We start from the raw sequence: 16,137 nt of genomic DNA, 5'->3' as shown, positions 1-16,137 counted from the left end.
GACGTCTTTTCAGTGAGATAAGCGGCGCTTTTACCTGATAAAAAGGCGGCGATCTGCCCGCATGTTACGTAAATAAGTGCAAACGTCGCGGCCGGATGGTGTGAGGCTAACCTGCCGGAATTTCAGCAAAAATTCTTATCCGCTACAGGCGCATCATTTGTCAATGATCAGAACAGGGTTGAGTTTAACGCGGCCTGGTGCTTAAATCCTGAATTCAAATTTACTGTGAATTCAATAATAAGCAGATAACAAGGCAGCTGCGGACACCTGTCGCCGCAGTCGACTAAGTGGATAATGTGAGAGCGCAATGATGAAAGAGATCGTTAACGGATTTCTGAGTTTTCAACAGAATGTGTTTCCTGAAAGGAAGGATCTTTTCAAAAGCCTGGCGTCGAACCAAAATCCGAAAGCGCTGTTTATCTCCTGTTCCGACAGCCGGTTAGTACCGGAGCTGGTGACCCAGCAGGAGCCGGGCCAGCTCTTCGTGATCCGCAACGCGGGGAACATCGTGCCGCCGTTCGGGCCGGAGCCAGGCGGGGTATCGGCCACCATCGAATATGCGGTCATGGTGCTGGGCGTAAGCGAAATTATCATCTGCGGTCACTCCAACTGCGGCGCGATGAACGCTATCGCCTCCTGTCAGTGCATGGACAATATGCCGGCGGTCGATCACTGGCTGCACTACGCCGATGCGGCGAAAACCGTGGTGGAAGAGCGCGAATACGAGACGCCGGAAGCGAAGCTGAACGAGATGGTCAAAGAGAACGTCATCGCCCAGCTGAACAACATCAAGACACATCCATCCGTGGCGCTGGCGCTGCGTAAAGGCAAAGTGCGCCTGCACGGCTGGGTCTACGATATCGAGTCAGGCAAAATCATCGCCCTGACCGAAGGCGGCAAGAGCTTTATCTCTCTCTCCGATAACCCGGAAACCTGCTTCGAGTAAGCCTTTCGCCCGCTGCACCCGCAGCGGGCGTTTTCTTTCTGTTTCTCCCGGCACGTTCTCAACGGATTATCTAAGCTATTAACGTCCTGTTTCCACTTGAGAACTGACTATGCGCAAAATTTCCTTGTTGACCCTGATGGCGAGCGCCATGCTGCTGGCGGGATGCACCTCGCACGTTGCCGATAAACAGCAATATTCCGGTTTTATCACTGATTACAGCCAGCTTAAACCCGCCACCTCCGCCAGCGATCGCCCTACGCTGCGCTGGATCTCGCCCGACTATCGCGACAGCGACTATACCTCGGTCGTTTATACGCCGGTGGTTTACTATCCGGCGGCGAAGCCGACGGCGCGCGTCAGCCAGCAGACGCTGGATCAGATCCGCAGCTACACCGATACGCGACTTAAGGCGGCGATTGGCGAACGTAAAAAGCTGGTGACCCAGCCTGGTCCGCATACGCTGATCGTGCGCAGCGCCATTACCGGCGTGACGGCGGAAAACGAGGGCGTCCAGTTCTATGAGGTGGTGCCGGTGGCGGCGGTGATTGCCAGCACCATGGCGGCCACCGGCCACCGCACCCAGAATAGCGCGCTGTTTCTGGAGATCGAGGCGCGCGACGCGCAGACCGGCAAGCCGCTGATCAAGGTAGTGCGCAAGGCGTTCGGCAAGCCGCTGAACAACAGCAGCGCGCCCATCACTTACGCTGACGTGAAAAGCGCCATTGACGATACGGTCAGCGACGCCGTGCACTTCAGCGCGCCCTGAGTCGCGCGCCGAGGGCAGGGACGCCTTGTTTAATCTTTTGTAAAGCCTGAACATTATCGGGTCGCGCTGGCTACGCTTAAGCTCATCCCCTGATGACTGGAGCACACTATGGCCCGACTGACTGCTGCGCTGCTACTTGGCGGCGCGCTGTTTACTCTCCCCGCGCTGGCGGAGGAGCTGCAGGTTCAGGTTTTGCAGGACAAGCTTAATCATCCCTGGTCGGTAGCGTTTCTGCCCGACAATCAAACGCTGCTGATAACTGAACGGAGCGGAGAGCTGCGCAGCTGGCGGCCCGACAGCGGCCTGTCGCAGCCGATCGAAGGGGTGCCGAAAGCGACAGTGCGCCGCCAGGCGGGACTGCTCGACGTGGTGCTGGCGCCGGACTTCGCGCAGAGCCGTCGCGTATGGCTCAGCTATACCGAAGCCAGCAGCAGCGGCGAACTGGGCGCGGTGGTCGGCTATGGCCAGCTCAGCGCGGATAACCGGCGTCTGACCGGCTTTAAACCCGTCATCCGTCAGACGCCGGCGCTTTCGGCGGGCAATAATCTCGGCACGCGCATGGCCTTCGATCGCGACGGCTATCTCTATATCGTTTTCGGCGATAACTTTCACAGCAGCAGCGCGCAGGATCTCGACAAGCTGACCGGCAAAATCCTGCGGCTGACTCAGGACGGCAGCGTGCCGAAAGATAATCCTTTCGTCGGCCGCAGCGGCGCGCGTCCGGAGATCTGGGCCTACGGCCTGCGCAATCCGCAGGGTCTGGCGCTGAACCCCTGGACGCAGCAGATATGGGAGAGCGAGCACGGCCCGCGCGGCGGCGACGAGGTGAATATCCCGCAGAAAGGCAAAAACTATGGCTGGCCGCTGGCGACCTGGGGCATCGACTACAACGGCAGCAAGGTGCCGGAATCGAAGGGCAGCCACGCAGAGGGAACGGAACAGCCGGTCTTCTACTGGAAAAAATCGCCTGCGGTGAGCGGCATGGCGTTTTACAACAGCGCCCGCTTCCCGCAGTGGAAAAATTCGCTGTTTATCGGCGCGCTTAAAGAAAAGAACCTGATCCGCCTCAGCGTCAATGGCGATAAGGTGGTGGAGGCGCAGCGCCTGCTGACGGATCGCGACGAGCGCATCCGCGACGTGCACCAGGGGCCGGACGGCTATCTCTACGTGCTGACCGACGACGACAACGGTAAGCTGCTTAAAGTGGGCCTGGCGCAGGACGCCAGCGCGTCCCGCGGCTAATCAGCGCGCCCAGCGGCAGACCTGCCAGCCGCGGTTCAGCGCCTCCTGATGCAGCAGCGCATCCGGGTTAATGACGAGCGCGTGATCGGCCTGCGCCAGCAGCGGCAGGTCGTTCATCGAGTCGCTGTAGGCCCAGGTGCGGGCGAAATCCTGCTCCTGCTGCAGGGCGCGCCAGTCGGTCAATCGCGTCACCTTGCCCTCTTTATAGGTCATGGTGCCGTAGGTTTGTCCGCTGTAGCGGTCATCCACCACCTCGACGCCAATCGCCAGCGCGCCGTGCGCGCCCAGCCGTTCGGCTATCGGCGTCACCAGATGTTCGCCGCTGGCGGAGCATATCACCACTTTGTCGCCGCGCTGCTGGTGCCAGCTGATGCGGTCGCGCGCTTCAGGATAGACGCGCGGCAGAATGTCGCGCTGGATCCAGCGGCGCACCCAGCCTGCGACGGTCGGTGCCGCCAGACCGACCAGCGGCGAAAGCGTCAGCGCCATATAATCCTCCATCGCCAGCGTGCCGGCGTAGTACTGCGCCATTAGCGCCTGCTCTTGCGCCAGCAGTTCTTCACGGGCAAAGCCCTGCGATACCAGCCAGCGCAGCCAGAGGCCGGTGCTGTCTGCGCAGATAACGGTTTCGTCGAGATCGAATACGGCTAAGTCCATGGTGGGTCTCCTCTGTAGACTCACAACAGCCTGGCAGAATTTTGTGACGCTCTTAACCTTTCTACGAAAAATCGGAATTTCACCGGCTTTTCCGGGCGCTTGCCTGGCGCGACACTGGTAAGCGCGCCCGGCAAATGCCAAGGTTCCTCTACTAAACTCTATAAAACTTTACGGTTGGGCGGTTTTTTTCATGCTCTGCAGAGGGTAGCGTTTCACTCTGTAGGTTTTTGCCTTAAAACCGCGATTTAACATGGAATTTCCTCGCACATGACAACTATTCGCTCTCCACGCCGCCTGCGGCACGTCGCCGCCGCCTCGTTACTGCTGTTTATCGCCCCCGTTGCTTTTGCCGTGGATGCGCCTGCGCCACCTCAGGTCGAGGCCAAAGCCTGGATATTAATGGATTACGCCAGCGGCAAGGTGCTGGCGGAAGGCAATGCGGACGATCGGCTCGATCCCGCCAGCCTGACCAAGATGATGACCAGCTATGTGGTCGGCCAGGCGCTGAAGTCGGGCAAAATCAAGCGCGACGATATGGTGACCATCGGCCAGGACGCCTGGGCGACCGGCAATCCCAAACTAAAAGGCTCTTCGCTGATGTTCCTCAAGCCCGGCGACCGCATTCCGGTGTCGGAGCTGAATAAAGGCATTGTTATTCAGTCAGGCAACGACGCCTGCATCGCGCTGGCGGACTATGTCGCCGGCAGCCAGGACGCCTTTATCGGCCTGATGAACAACTACGTTAAGGCGTTCGGGCTGAAGAACACCCACTTTATGACGGTGCACGGGCTGGATGCGGAAGGACAGTACAGCACCGCGCGCGATATGGCGCTGATTGGTCAGGCGCTGATCCGCGACGTGCCGGAAGAGTATGCGCTGAATAAAGAGAAAGAGTTTACCTTCAACCATATTCGCCAGATGAACCGCAACCGGCTGCTCTGGAGCACCAACCTGCAGGTCGACGGCATCAAGACCGGCCATACCTCGGGCGCCGGTAACAACCTGGTAGCCTCCGCCACCGAGAACGATATGCGGTTGATCTCCGTGGTGCTCGGCACTGCCACCGACGCCGCGCGCTTCCGCGAGAGCGAGAAGCTGCTGACCTGGGGTTTCCGCTTTTTTGAGACCGTGACGCCCATTAAGGCGGATAAGCCCTTCGCCCAGCAGCGCGTCTGGTTCGGCGATCGCAAAGAGGTCAACCTCGGCGTCGAGAAGGATGCCGCGCTGACGCTGCCGAAAGGACAGATGAAGAACCTGAAGGCGAGCTATACCCTCACTACGCCGCAGCTTGAGGCGCCGTTAAAGAAAAATCAGGTGGTGGGCACTATCGACTTCCAGCTTGACGGCAAAACCATTGAGCAACGGCCGCTGGTGGTGATGGAGGAGGTGCCGGAGGGCAATTTCTTCAGCCGCATCGTCGATTTCGTGCTGATGCAGTTCCACTCCCTGTTCGGCAAGTGGTTTAGTTAAAGCACACTCTGGTAGCGTTGAGCAGACGCGGATGGCATGGGCCGATCGCAAAGTCGCTCAAGGCCTCCCTGCGCGCTCGGCCCGCGTGGTTACGCACCTCATCCCTGAGGTGCGCCCGTAAACGGGCCAACGCGCTGCGTTGTTCAAAAACGCTCCCGGCGTTTTTGTCCCTGTCGCGGGACGCTTTGCTCCTTTGCCCATGCCATCCGCTTTCAGACTAAGAGCGCCATCAGCTTTGAGGCCAGCGCGCTGCCAGTTTGCTTAATCCTGGATCCAGCCCTTGCGTATCGGCAGGGCGAACAGCGCGCGGTAGGCGGCGTTAAAGGTCGCCAGCATGCGCGCGCCATATCCCTGCCAGGCGAGATGCGACGCCAGACAGCCGAGCAGCCCCACCAGAAACCCGCCCAGCATATCCATCGGCCAGTGCACGCCGAGGTAGACGCGCGACCAGGCGATGGCCGTGCCAAGCGCCATCAGGATCACGCCTGACCAGAGGCGATGCCAGAAGATAAACGCCAGCGCGAAGGTGAAAATCGTGGTGCCGTGATCGCTCGGGTAGGAGTCGTCAGGCGCATGATGCAGAAACTGATACCCAAGCCCGATGGCGAATGGGCGCGGATGAGGGAAAAGCTGGCCGACGCACCAGGAGATAGCAAGCGCATAGATCAGCGCCATGCCGGTTTTCAGCACCAGCACGCGCTGCGATTTCACCTGGTCGCGTGGCCCCCACAGCCAGAGCGCGACAATCAGCAGCGGCACGATGGCGATCAGATCTTTGGCGATAAAGGTCGCCAGCGCCAGCAGCCAGTCGGGCGAATCGGGCGTCGCGTTAATGGATAAAAACAGAGAGTGGTTAAACGCTTCCATAGGGGTAATAAATCCTCGTCGTGTACCTGCGCTCATTCGCCGCTGCGCACAAAATGTCAATGAACAGGCCTATTCTGGCGACGCCGCGCGCCGGGATATATAGCGCCGGCTCCTAAATGACGCGCAGGTTTCAGAACGGTTTAAGTTCAGTGACAGTGCGCGCATCCCTTATGCGCTCTGCCTGTCGCGGCCGGGTAAACCGCAGGCATAAAAAAACCCGTCAGCAAAAAAGCTGGCGGGCTCCACAATTTGGGGATTTCAAAGAAAAGCAGTGGCACTTATTCAGACTCACCCTTAACAAAAAAGTTCTGGACTGAGTCGAAAAAATTTTATAAGGGCAAAATCGGCCAGATAATCACAATCAGCGTGCCCGCCAGCGTCAGCAGCACGTTGGCGATGGCGTAGGTGCCCGCATAGCCCAGCGCCGGAATATTGCTGCGCGCCGTATCGCAGATAATTTCCATCGCCGGCGCGCAGGTGCGCGCGCCCATAATCGCGCCAAACAGCAGCGCGCGGTTCATGCGCAGCACGTAGGCGCCGAACAGATAGCAGATCACTACCGGCAGCAGGCTCACCAGCAGACCGCACAGCAGCATCAGCGCGCCTTCGCTACCCAAACCCTGGTTAATGCCGCTGCCGGCGCTCAGCCCGACGCCCGCCATAAACACCATCAGCCCGAACTCTTTCACCATGGTCAGCGCGCCCTGCGGGATATAGCCGAAGGTAGGATGGTTGGCGCGCAAAAAGCCGAGCATAATGCCGGCGAACAGCAGCCCGGCAGCGTTGCCGATGCCGAAGCTGAAGTTGCTGAACTGAAAGGTGATTAGCCCGATCATCAGCCCGACGATAAAGAAGGCGCAGAACGCCAGCAGATCGGTCACCTGGCTATGAATCGCGATAAAGCCGATGCGGTCCGCTACGTTTTTCACGCGCTTCGCCTCGCCGCTGACCTGCAGGATATCGCCTTTGTGCAACATAATGCTGTCGTCGATCGGCATCTCGATCTGACTGCGGATGACCCGGTTCAAAAAGCAGCCGTGATCGGTGAGATTGAGTTTGCTGAGGCGCTTATTCACGGCGTTGTGGTTTTTCACCACAATCTCTTCCGTCACGATGCGCATATCGAGCAGATCGCGGTCGAATACCTCTTTGCCGTTGCGAAAGCTGGCGTCGAGCCGCGCGTGAGCATCTGGATAACCCACCAGCGAAATTTCGTCGCCGAGCTGCAGCACCGCGTCACCGTCCGGGCTGGCGAGAATGCCGTTACGGCGAATACGTTCGATATAGCAGCCGGTCTGGCGATAGATACCGAGCTCGCGCAGATTCTTGCCGCCGCTCCACGCCACCAGCTCCGGGCCGACCCGGTAGGCGCGGATCACCGGCAGAAAGACTTTACGCTGGCTGTCGGCGTCCAGGCCGCGCTCGCGCGCGATTTGCTGGGCGCAGGTGGGCAGATCCTGATGCTGCAGGCGTGGCAGATAACGCGCGCCGAAAATCAGGCTTACCAGGCCTATCAGATAGGTCAGGGCGTAGCCGAGCGAGAGGTGATCCTGCATTAGCGCCAGTTGGCCGCCGTCGTTGATGCTCTGTCGCAGGGTATCGCCCGCGCCGACCAGCACCGGCGTCGAGGTCATCGAGCCCGCCAGCATCCCCGCCGTCATGCCGATATCCCAGCCGAAAAGTTTGCCGAAGCCCAGCGCCAGCAGCAGGGCGCTCAGCACCATGACGATCGCCAGCAGAAAATAGTTTTTACCGTCGCGGAAGAAAATAGAAAAAAAGTTGGGCCCCGCTTCTACGCCGACGCAAAAAATAAACAGCATAAAGCCGAGGCTCAATGCGGCGGTATTTATCGCGAAGTGTTGTTGGCCGAGTAATAAAGAAACGACTAATACGCCGATGGAATTTCCCAACTGCACTGAACCCAGGCGCAATTTACCCAGGCAAAGACCGAGTGCTAAAACGACAAATAATAACAGAACGTCATTTCCGCTTAACAAATCTGCGACGTTTATGTTCACTGTTTAACTTCTTGTTTACTTGTAAGCTGTTGATGACAGGCCTGTTTTTCGCTATCTTGTGCAGGCTGCGCAGTGAGCCTGCTGCCAGATTTTAAACAGGCCGCTCTTAAACGGCAGGTATTCTAATCATAAAAATCACCCTCAGCCATTAGCTTTAAATTTCATACCGCTAACGGCCTGTTTCATTTTATTTCCACCAGAGATCGCGGCAGGTTGTTGTCATTGTGATGATTTTCAATAAGTGGGGTGATATGCCACAGCGTTCCTTACGCTGGACCAGTGCGACGCTTGGCGTTGCGCTCTACAGTCTGGTGTTTATTTATGCGCATCGTTACTGGCTGGTGGGCAATGCGCCGCTGGGCGGGCAGCCTGAGCTGCTGCTTTTTTTGCTGCCGGGCGCGGTAATGGCGCTGCTGCATGCGGAGAGTCCGCTGAAAAGCACGCTGCTGATGGCGCTCTGGGGCACGCTTCTCGGCGTTCTGTTGCTCAACAGCACGCTGCTGGCCCACACCAGCTGGCTGACCCTGTTGGTCTGGAGCCTGAGCGCGCTCTTCTGGGCGGGCAGCGGCGCGCTGCTGGTGCGTCTGGCGCGCATCGTCTGGCGCTGACGTCAGAACGAAAAAACGGGCCGTGTCGGCCCGTTACGCTGGCGAAAAAATCTTATGCGCTCAGGTTTTCTTTGGTCCAGGCGGCGAAATCGGTGTAGCCGCCGATATGCTGCTCGTCGATGAAAATCTGCGGTACGGTGGTGACGGGTTTGCCCGCGCTTTTTTCCAGATCCGCTTTGGTAATGCCTTCCGCCTGGATATCCACATACTGGTAACTAAAGTCGTCGCGCTCAGCGCTGAGCTTGTCGGCCAGCTCTTTCGCACGTACGCAATAGGGGCAGCCAGGACGACCAAAAATGACAGTAACCATGAAAAGCTCCTTAATTCAGGCTATTTAATGTGACCCATGTCACACAAGCTCAAGGTGGATGGTCAACATGATGCCCGCTCAAACCGCTTAAAGAAAGCAGGAAATGCCTGTTAGTCTGATGCGCGTCGTCTATGCAAGTCTGTGAACCTTGACCATAATTGACGGCCTGAACCCGGTGCGACCCAGGAGAATGCTATGCCGAATCTGGCGCGTTTACCCAAAGCTCTGCTGATCATGGAGGCGCTCGGCGGCCTGCTGACGCTGTGCGCGCTGCTGCTGGCTAACCGCTGGCTGCCGCTGCCCGCGCACGCTGACGGCAAGACGCTGGCGACCGCGCTGCTGATTATCGGCATTCTCCTGATGCTGCCCGCCGCCTGGCTGATGATCTGGCGTACCGCGCAAGCGATGGCGCCGCAGCTGTTTGGTCGCGCCAATACTAAAAATGACACTCGCCGGAGACCTTAATGACACCGACAATCGATCTATTGTGCAGCCACCGTTCTATTCGCGCCTTTACCGACCAGGCGATCAGCGCGGAACAGCGTGAGGCGATTATCGCCGCGGCGCAATCGGCGTCCACCTCCAGCTTTCTGCAGTGCTCTTCCATTATTCGCATCACCGATACCGCGCTGCGCCAGCAGCTGGTGACGCTGACCGGCGGTCAGCAGTGGGTAGCGGACGCGGCGGAGTTCTGGGTATTTTGCGCCGACTTCAACCGCCACCTGCAGATTTGTCCCGATGCGCAGCTGGGCCGCGCCGAGCAACTGCTGCTCGGCTGCGTCGATACCGCGCTGATGGCGCAAAACGCCATGGTCGCCGCCGAATCCCTCGGCCTGGGCGGCGTCTTTATCGGCGGCATCCGCAACAATATCGCGCAGGTGACCGAGCTGCTCGGCCTGCCGAAATTCGTGCTGCCGCTGTTCGGCTTCTGCATCGGCTATCCCGATGCGGAGCCCGCCGTTAAACCGCGTTTGCCGCAGGCGATGCTGGTGCATGAGAACCGTTATCAGCCGGTCGATCCGCAGGTGCTGGCCGACTACGATAGCCGCACGGCGATCTACTACGAGCAGCGCGACAGCAATCAGCGCAGCGAGACCTGGAGCGAGCTGATTCAGCGTCTGATCGTCAAAGAGACGCGCCCCTTTATGCTCGACTACCTGCACCAGCAGGGCTGGGCGACGCGCTAATTCCAGAGAGGGCCGATGATGAAAATCGCTATCCTGTCGCGCGACGGGCAACTTTACTCCAGCCGACGCTTGCGCGAGGTTGCCGAGCTGCGCGGGCATGAGATTCAAATCATCGATCCGCTCTCCTGCTACATGAATATCAACCCGGCCTCCCCAGCGGTGCACTACCGCGGCGAGCCGCTCGGCCATTTCGATGCGGTCATTCCGCGCATCGGCTCCGCCGCTACCTTCTACGGCACGGCGGTGCTGCGCCAGTTCGAGATGTGCGGCAGCTATCCGCTCAACGAGTCGCTGGCAATCGCCCGCGCGCGCGACAAGCTGCGCTCGCTGCAATTGCTGGCGCGTCAGGGCATCGATATGCCGGTGACCGGCTTCGCCTCGTCGCCGGATGATACCCAGGATCTCATCGCCATGGTCGGCGGCGCGCCGCTGGTGGTGAAGCTGGTAGAGGGCACGCAGGGCATCGGCGTGGTGCTGGCGGAGACGCGGCAGGCGGCGGAGAGCGTCATCGACGCCTTTCGCGGCCTTAACGCGCATATACTGGTGCAGGAGTTTATCCAGGAGGCAAAAGGACGCGACGTGCGTTGCCTGGTGATTGGCGGCGAAGTGGTGGCGGCGATCGAGCGCGAGGCGAAAGAGGGCGATTTCCGCTCTAATCTGCATCGCGGCGGCAAAGCGCATCCGGTGGAGATTACGCCGCAGGAGCGCGCCATCGCGGTCAAAGCGGCCGCGACGCTGGGGCTGGACGTGGCGGGCGTCGATATTCTGCGCGCGCATCGCGGACCTCTGGTAATGGAGGTAAACGCCTCACCCGGCCTGGAAGGGATCGAAACCAGCACCGGCATCGATATCGCCGGCCTGATGATCGGCTGGACAGAGCGCAACGCTCTGCCCGGTTTCAGTCTTAAAACCGGCGGCTGACGCGCGCTTTTCAGCGGTTTTCGTAGCGTCAGGCGCATTTTTTCCGTAAGCTTAGTCGCCTGTTTATTCACCCCTTGGGACACTACGATGGATTCTCTTGTCGTTCCGGATATCGACCTGTTGCGTCGCTGGCTGGATCAGCAAAATATCACCTGGTTCGAATGTGATGCCTGTCAGGCACTTCATCTGCCGCACATGCAAAATTTCGATGGGGTGTTCGACGCCAAAATCGATCTGGTCGACAACGTTATTCTCTTTTCCGCGCTGGCGGAAGTGAAGCCGACGGCGCTGATCCCGCTGGTCGGCGATCTGTCGCAGATCAACGCCAGCTCGCTGACGGTAAAAGCCTTTGTCGACATTCAGGACGACAACCTGCCGAAGCTGATTGTCTGCCAGTCCCTGACGACCAGCGCTGGGTTGACCTTCGGCCAGTTCGCCAGCTTTATGAAGCAGAGCGAAGAGCAGGTCTCCATGGTAATTATGGAAGCGTTTGCCAATAATCTGCTGATGATGGGCGAAGAAGAAGAGCGTGCGCCGGTCAGTTTCAGCCACTCGCTGCTGCACTAAGCCAGCCTTTCTTCCGCCCCGCTTTAACTGCCGCTTTATGCGGCAGTTTTCATTTTCGGCCCACCATTTTTTATTCTGCATTTTGCCCTTTAATGCCAGATATTTCTCGTGGTTTGTGCCGTTCCTGCCAGACCACATAGCACAAACATGCATAACCTGTCGCTAAAAGGCGTTTTTTACGCTGGGGTCTGGCAGCGGCAGGGTAGCAGGGCTATTCTTGCGGGGCTGCATGAGACGTGGATTCGCAGCGCAGGTATCAGTTTTTACTATTAAACTCTCAATGAATATTGATTCATTGTGTCTGTGAATTGACGCACAGCTCGCAGCGCTGGCATTCGCTTTAGCCAGGCCGTGACGATCCGCTCAGGAGGAAATAAAAAGATGTTCAATCAAAAAAAATGGTTGTCAGCTGCGGTTACCGGCGTACTGATGGTCGCCTCTGCAGGATCGATGGCGGAAGATAAAACGCTGCATGTTTATAACTGGTCAGATTATATCTCGGCAGACACGGTGCCGAATTTTGAAAAAGCCTCCGGCATTAAGGTGGTCTACGACGTCTTCGACTCCAACGAAGTGCTGGAAGGCAAACTGATGGCGGGCAGCACCGGCTACGACGTGGTGGTGCCATCCTCCAGCTTCCTGGCGCGCCAGCTGCAGTCCGGCGTATTCCAGCCGCTGGATAAGAGCAAACTGCCGAACTACAAGAATCTCGATCCTGAGCTGATGAAGAAAGTGGCGCAGCACGATCCCGATAACAAATACGCCATTCCTTATCTCTGGGGCACCACCGGCATCGGCTATAACGTCGAGAAGGTGAAGGCGGCGCTGGGCGCCGACGCGCCGGTCAATAGCTGGGATCTGGTGCTGAAGCCGGAAAACCTCGAAAAGCTGAAAAGCTGCGGCGTCTCTTTCCTTGACGCGCCGGAAGAGATTTTCGCCACCGTGCTCAACTACCTCGGCAAAGATCCCAACAGTTCAGACGCGAAAGATTACTCCGGCGCGGCGACCGATCTGCTGCTGAAACTGCGCCCCAGCATTCGCTACTTCCACTCGTCGCAGTACATCAACGATCTGGCGAACGGCAACACCTGCGTCGCTATCGGCTGGTCGGGCGATATTCTGCAGGCGAAAAACCGCGCCGAGCAGGCGAAAAACGGCGTGCATCTCGCCTACAGCGTGCCGAAAGAGGGCGCGCTCGCCTTCTTCGATATGATGGCGATCCCGAAAGACGCGAAAAATCTCGACGCGGCCTATCAATGGCTGAACTACATCATGGATCCGAAAGTGATTGCCGACGTTTCCAACAAGATGTCCTACGCTAACGGTAACAAGGCGTCGCTGCCGCTGATCAACGCCGATATCCGCAACAATCCGGGCATCTTCCCGACGCCAGAGGCGATGTCGAAGCTGTTCGTGCTGAAGGTGCAGGATCCGAAGCTGGATCGCGCGCGCACCCGTGCGTGGACGCGAGTGAAAAGCGGGAAATAAGCGGCTTTTTGCGCATTCGCACATTTACAACCTGGAACAGAGGCGCTGCGCTGGCCTCTGTTTTCTCTTTTTTAGCGGCTGGCTTAGCCGTTCCGCGTAGACCGGAGTGAACTGTTAGTGAACGACGCGATCCCTCGTCCCCAACCTAAAACCGCAAAGGCGTTAACGCCCTTGCTGGAAATCCGCAACCTGACCAAATCGTTCGACGGACAGCACGCCGTGGACGATGTCAGTCTGACCATCTATAAAGGCGAAATTTTCGCGCTGCTCGGCGCCTCCGGCTGCGGAAAATCGACGCTGCTGCGCATGCTGGCGGGTTTCGAGCCGCCGACCAGCGGCCAGATTGTGCTGGACGGTCAGGATCTCTCTCACGTGCCGCCGTATCAGCGTCCGGTCAATATGATGTTTCAGTCCTATGCGCTCTTTCCGCACATGACGGTAGAGCAGAATATCGCCTTCGGCCTGAAGCAGGACAAGCTGCCGAAGGGCGAAATCACGGCGCGGGTGCAGGAGATGCTGGCGCTGGTGCATATGCAGGAGTTCGCGAAGCGCAAGCCGCATCAGCTCTCCGGCGGCCAGCGGCAGCGCGTGGCGCTGGCGCGCAGCCTGGCGAAGCGTCCTAAGCTGCTGCTGCTTGACGAGCCGATGGGCGCGCTCGATAAAAAACTGCGCGACCGCATGCAGCTGGAAGTGGTGGATATTCTGGAGCGCGTCGGCGCCACCTGCGTCATGGTGACCCACGACCAGGAAGAGGCGATGACCATGGCGGGCCGCATCGCCATTATGAACCGCGGCAAGTTCGTGCAGATCGGCGAGCCGGAAGAGATTTACGAGCATCCCACCACCGTCTACAGCGCCGAATTTATCGGCTCGGTTAACGTCTTCAGCGGGCTGCTGCGCGAACGTCAGGAGGATGGCCTGGTGATCGACAGCCCTGGCCTGGTGCATCCGCTGAAGGTTGACTCCGACGTCTCGGTGCCGGATAACGTGCCGGTGCACGTCGCGCTGCGCCCGGAGAAAGTGATGCTGTGCGACGAGGTGCCGGCGGACGGCTACAACTTCGCCGTCGGGGAAGTGGTGCATATCGCCTATCTCGGCGATCTCTCTATCTTTCACGTGCGTCTGAAAAGCGGGCAGATGATCAGCGCCCAGCTGCAGAACGCCCACCGTTTCCGCAAAGGATTGCCGACCTGGGGCGACGAAGTGCGCCTCTGCTGGGATGTCGACAGCTGCGTCGTGCTGACCGCCTGAGGAGATGCGATGAGCCAACTTTTTCACTCCAGCAAACCGGCGCGCGCCTGGCTGGCCGGCACGCCGCTGCAGCGCTGGGCGACGCGCATGAAAATGCGCCACGGCCGCAAGCTGGCGATTGCGCTGCCCTACGTCTGGCTGGTGCTCTTTTTCCTGCTGCCGTTTTTAATCGTGCTGAAGATCAGCTTTGCCGATATCGCGCGCGCGATCCCGCCCTATACCGAGCTGGTTAGCTGGGCCGACGATCAGCTCAATGTGGTGCTGAATTTCGGCAACTATCTGACGCTCACCGACGATCCGCTCTACGTGGACGCCTACCTGCAGTCGCTGAAGGTGGCGGCGATCTCGACGCTGATCTGCCTGCTGGTCGGCTACCCGCTCGCCTGGGCGGTGGCGCACAGCAAGCCCTCGATGCGCACCATCCTGCTGCTGCTGGTGATCCTGCCGTCGTGGACCTCGTTTCTGGTGCGCGTCTACGCCTGGATGGGGCTGCTCAATAACAACGGTATCCTGAACCGTTTCCTGATGTGGCTGGGCGTTATCGATCATCCGCTGGTGATCCTCTATACCAATACGGCGGTCTATATCGGCATCGTTTACTGCTATCTGCCCTTTATGGTGCTGCCGATCTATACCGCGCTGACGCGCATCGACTACTCGCTGGTGGAAGCCTCGCTCGACCTGGGCGCGAAGCCGCTGAAGACCTTTTTCAGCGTCATCGTACCGCTCACCAAAGGAGGCATTATCGCCGGCTCGATGCTGGTGTTTATTCCAGCGGTGGGCGAGTACGTAATCCCGGAACTGCTGGGTGGCCCGGACAGCATTATGATCGGCCGCATCCTGTGGCAGGAGTTCTTTAACAACCGCGACTGGCCGGTCGCCTCGGCGCTGGCGGTAATTATCCTGCTGATTTTGATCCTGCCGATCGTCTGGTTCCACAAGCATCAAAACCGTGAAATGGGAGAGAAGGAATGAATCAGCTGCCTGCGATTCGCTCGCCGTGGCGCACCGCCATTCTGATCTGCGGCTTCCTGTTTCTCTATGCGCCGATGCTGCTGCTGGTGGTTTACTCCTTCAACAGCTCGCAGCTGGTAACGGTGTGGGAGAGCTTCTCGTTTCACTGGTATCGCGTGCTGTTCCAGGACAGCGCCATGCTGGACGCGGTAGGCCTCAGCCTGACTATCGCCGCGCTGAGCGCTACCATGGCGGTGGTGCTCGGCACCATGGCGGCGGTGGTGGTGGTGCGCTTTGGCCGCTTCCGCGGCCATACCGGCTTCGCCTTTATGCTGACCGCGCCGCTGGTGATGCCCGACGTGATCACCGGCCTGTCGCTGCTGCTGCTGTTCGTCGCGATGGGCAACGCCTTCGGCTGGCCGAGCGACCGCGGCATGCTGACCATCTGGCTGGCGCACGTCACCTTCTGTACCGCCTATGTGGCGGTGGTGATCAACTCGCGCCTGCGCGAGCTGGATCGCTCGATTGAAGAGGCGGCGATGGACCTGGGGGCGACACCGCTCAAGGTGTTTTTCGTGATTACCGTGCCAATGATTGCCCCGGCAATCGTCACCGGCTGGCTGCTCGCCTTTACGCTGTCGCTGGACGATCTGGTGATCGCCAGCTTCGTCACCGGGCCGGGCGCCACCACCTTGCCGATGGCGATCTTCGCCACGGTGCGGCGCGGCGTGAACCCGGAGATTAACGCGCTGGCGTCGCTGATCCTGTTTGTGGTCGGGCTGGTGGGCTTTATCGCCTGGCGCTGGATGGCGCACGAAGAAAAACAGCGTATTCGTGATATTCAGAAGGCGAGACGTGGCTGAAATCCCTGATCTTTGCCACTAT

At 59.0% G+C, this 16,137-nt stretch carries 17 protein-coding genes; 13 read left to right on the top strand and 4 right to left on the bottom strand.

Features of this window, described 5'->3' with window-relative positions; all coding sequences use genetic code 11:
- The first annotated feature begins 310 nt into the window (after nucleotides 1–310).
- The 3 genes from JS46_RS12075 to JS46_RS12065 all read left to right on the top strand — a co-directional run bounded on the left by JS46_RS12075 (nucleotide 311) and on the right by JS46_RS12065 (nucleotide 2,954).
- Complete coding sequence (locus tag JS46_RS12075) at nucleotides 311–946, top strand: carbonic anhydrase (RefSeq protein WP_033751938.1); 636 nt, start codon at nucleotides 311–313, stop codon at nucleotides 944–946.
- Between the two features lie 109 nt (nucleotides 947–1,055).
- The gene (locus JS46_RS12070; protein WP_033751399.1) at nucleotides 1,056–1,712 is read left to right on the top strand and encodes a DUF3313 domain-containing protein; all 657 of its coding nucleotides are present in this window, start codon (nucleotides 1,056–1,058) and stop codon (nucleotides 1,710–1,712) included.
- A 108-nt stretch (nucleotides 1,713–1,820) separates the two neighbouring features.
- Entirely contained in the window at nucleotides 1,821–2,954 is a 1,134-nt protein-coding gene (locus JS46_RS12065) for a PQQ-dependent sugar dehydrogenase (protein WP_033751396.1), read from the top strand.
- Here JS46_RS12065 and JS46_RS12060 read toward each other — a convergent pair whose 3' ends face one another.
- The gene (locus JS46_RS12060; RefSeq protein ID WP_033751393.1) at nucleotides 2,955–3,611 is read right to left on the bottom strand and encodes an HAD family phosphatase; all 657 of its coding nucleotides are present in this window, start codon (nucleotides 3,609–3,611) and stop codon (nucleotides 2,955–2,957) included.
- 267 nt (nucleotides 3,612–3,878) lie between these two features.
- On the opposite strand from JS46_RS12060, the gene JS46_RS12055 reads away from it, so the two are divergent.
- Entirely contained in the window at nucleotides 3,879–5,081 is a 1,203-nt protein-coding gene (locus tag JS46_RS12055; protein WP_048784904.1) for a serine hydrolase, read from the top strand.
- 261 nt (nucleotides 5,082–5,342) lie between these two features.
- On the opposite strand, the gene ybjG is transcribed toward JS46_RS12055, so the two are convergent.
- On the bottom strand, nucleotides 5,343–5,948 hold the full coding sequence (gene ybjG, locus JS46_RS12050) for an undecaprenyl-diphosphate phosphatase (protein ID WP_033751388.1): 606 nt from the start codon (nucleotides 5,946–5,948) through the stop codon (nucleotides 5,343–5,345).
- Nucleotides 5,949–6,277: 329 nt separating this feature from the next.
- Entirely contained in the window at nucleotides 6,278–7,966 is a 1,689-nt protein-coding gene (locus JS46_RS12045) for an aspartate:alanine antiporter (RefSeq protein WP_033751385.1), read from the bottom strand.
- 251 nt (nucleotides 7,967–8,217) lie between these two features.
- Between JS46_RS12045 and ybjM the strand changes: the two genes are divergently transcribed.
- Nucleotides 8,218–8,574 carry an inner membrane protein YbjM gene (gene ybjM, locus JS46_RS12040; RefSeq protein WP_033751935.1) on the top strand — a complete coding sequence of 119 codons (357 nt, stop codon included), beginning with the start codon at nucleotides 8,218–8,220 and terminating at the stop codon, nucleotides 8,572–8,574.
- 52 nt (nucleotides 8,575–8,626) lie between these two features.
- Here the strand turns inward: ybjM and JS46_RS12035 are convergent, their stop codons facing one another.
- A complete protein-coding gene (locus JS46_RS12035; RefSeq protein WP_033751382.1) occupies nucleotides 8,627–8,884 on the bottom strand; it encodes a GrxA family glutaredoxin in 258 nt (85 codons plus the stop codon).
- Between the two features lie 195 nt (nucleotides 8,885–9,079).
- Between JS46_RS12035 and JS46_RS12030 the strand changes: the two genes are divergently transcribed.
- The 8 genes from JS46_RS12030 to potI all read left to right on the top strand — a co-directional run bounded on the left by JS46_RS12030 (nucleotide 9,080) and on the right by potI (nucleotide 16,115).
- Nucleotides 9,080–9,349: a DUF1418 family protein gene (locus tag JS46_RS12030; protein WP_033751379.1), complete on the top strand. Its 270-nt coding sequence runs from the start codon at nucleotides 9,080–9,082 to the stop codon at nucleotides 9,347–9,349.
- On the top strand, nucleotides 9,349–10,071 hold the full coding sequence (gene nfsA, locus JS46_RS12025; protein WP_033751376.1) for an oxygen-insensitive NADPH nitroreductase: 723 nt from the start codon (nucleotides 9,349–9,351) through the stop codon (nucleotides 10,069–10,071). Before JS46_RS12030 ends, nfsA begins: the two co-directional genes overlap by 1 nt.
- Nucleotides 10,072–10,089: 18 nt before the next feature.
- Nucleotides 10,090–10,992, top strand: a complete 903-nt coding sequence (rimK, locus tag JS46_RS12020; RefSeq protein WP_033751933.1) for a 30S ribosomal protein S6--L-glutamate ligase — start codon at nucleotides 10,090–10,092, stop codon at nucleotides 10,990–10,992.
- A gap of 87 nt (nucleotides 10,993–11,079) precedes the next feature.
- The gene (locus JS46_RS12015) at nucleotides 11,080–11,559 is read left to right on the top strand and encodes a YbjN domain-containing protein (RefSeq protein WP_033751373.1); all 480 of its coding nucleotides are present in this window, start codon (nucleotides 11,080–11,082) and stop codon (nucleotides 11,557–11,559) included.
- 381 nt (nucleotides 11,560–11,940) lie between these two features.
- On the top strand, nucleotides 11,941–13,047 hold the full coding sequence (gene potF / locus JS46_RS12010; protein WP_033751371.1) for a spermidine/putrescine ABC transporter substrate-binding protein PotF: 1,107 nt from the start codon (nucleotides 11,941–11,943) through the stop codon (nucleotides 13,045–13,047).
- 117 nt (nucleotides 13,048–13,164) lie between these two features.
- Complete coding sequence (gene potG, locus JS46_RS12005; protein WP_096072867.1) at nucleotides 13,165–14,298, top strand: putrescine ABC transporter ATP-binding subunit PotG; 1,134 nt, start codon at nucleotides 13,165–13,167, stop codon at nucleotides 14,296–14,298.
- Nucleotides 14,299–14,307: 9 nt separating this feature from the next.
- Entirely contained in the window at nucleotides 14,308–15,273 is a 966-nt protein-coding gene (potH, locus tag JS46_RS12000) for a putrescine ABC transporter permease PotH (RefSeq protein WP_033751366.1), read from the top strand.
- Nucleotides 15,270–16,115, top strand: a complete 846-nt coding sequence (potI, locus tag JS46_RS11995; RefSeq protein WP_033751365.1) for a putrescine ABC transporter permease PotI — start codon at nucleotides 15,270–15,272, stop codon at nucleotides 16,113–16,115. The genes potH and potI overlap by 4 nt, the downstream gene beginning before the upstream one ends.
- Nucleotides 16,116–16,137 lie beyond the last annotated feature (22 nt).

It is taken from the genome of Pantoea sp. NGS-ED-1003 (genome assembly GCF_000738765.1).
Taxonomy (GTDB): Bacteria; Pseudomonadota; Gammaproteobacteria; order Enterobacterales; family Enterobacteriaceae; genus Pantoea; species Pantoea septica.
This window is presented reverse-complemented; position numbering and strand designations above follow the sequence as displayed.

Bases quoted from the DNA above. Each gene is read 5' to 3' on its own strand.
- JS46_RS12075 (WP_033751938.1), top strand. From the start codon at position 311: ATGAAAGAGATCGTTAACGGATTTCTGAGTTTTCAACAGAATGTGTTT.
- JS46_RS12070 (WP_033751399.1), top strand. From the start codon at position 1,056: ATGCGCAAAATTTCCTTGTTGACCCTGATGGCGAGCGCCATGCTGCTG.
- JS46_RS12065 (WP_033751396.1), top strand. From the start codon at position 1,821: ATGGCCCGACTGACTGCTGCGCTGCTACTTGGCGGCGCGCTGTTTACT.
- JS46_RS12060 (WP_033751393.1), bottom strand. From the start codon at position 3,611: ATGGACTTAGCCGTATTCGATCTCGACGAAACCGTTATCTGCGCAGAC.
- JS46_RS12055 (WP_048784904.1), top strand. From the start codon at position 3,879: ATGACAACTATTCGCTCTCCACGCCGCCTGCGGCACGTCGCCGCCGCC.
- ybjG (WP_033751388.1), bottom strand. From the start codon at position 5,948: ATGGAAGCGTTTAACCACTCTCTGTTTTTATCCATTAACGCGACGCCC.
- ybjM (WP_033751935.1), top strand. From the start codon at position 8,218: ATGCCACAGCGTTCCTTACGCTGGACCAGTGCGACGCTTGGCGTTGCG.
- JS46_RS12035 (WP_033751382.1), bottom strand. From the start codon at position 8,884: ATGGTTACTGTCATTTTTGGTCGTCCTGGCTGCCCCTATTGCGTACGT.
- JS46_RS12030 (WP_033751379.1), top strand. From the start codon at position 9,080: ATGCCGAATCTGGCGCGTTTACCCAAAGCTCTGCTGATCATGGAGGCG.
- nfsA (WP_033751376.1), top strand. From the start codon at position 9,349: ATGACACCGACAATCGATCTATTGTGCAGCCACCGTTCTATTCGCGCC.
- rimK (WP_033751933.1), top strand. From the start codon at position 10,090: ATGAAAATCGCTATCCTGTCGCGCGACGGGCAACTTTACTCCAGCCGA.
- JS46_RS12015 (WP_033751373.1), top strand. From the start codon at position 11,080: ATGGATTCTCTTGTCGTTCCGGATATCGACCTGTTGCGTCGCTGGCTG.
- potF (WP_033751371.1), top strand. From the start codon at position 11,941: ATGTTCAATCAAAAAAAATGGTTGTCAGCTGCGGTTACCGGCGTACTG.
- potH (WP_033751366.1), top strand. From the start codon at position 14,308: ATGAGCCAACTTTTTCACTCCAGCAAACCGGCGCGCGCCTGGCTGGCC.
- potI (WP_033751365.1), top strand. From the start codon at position 15,270: ATGAATCAGCTGCCTGCGATTCGCTCGCCGTGGCGCACCGCCATTCTG.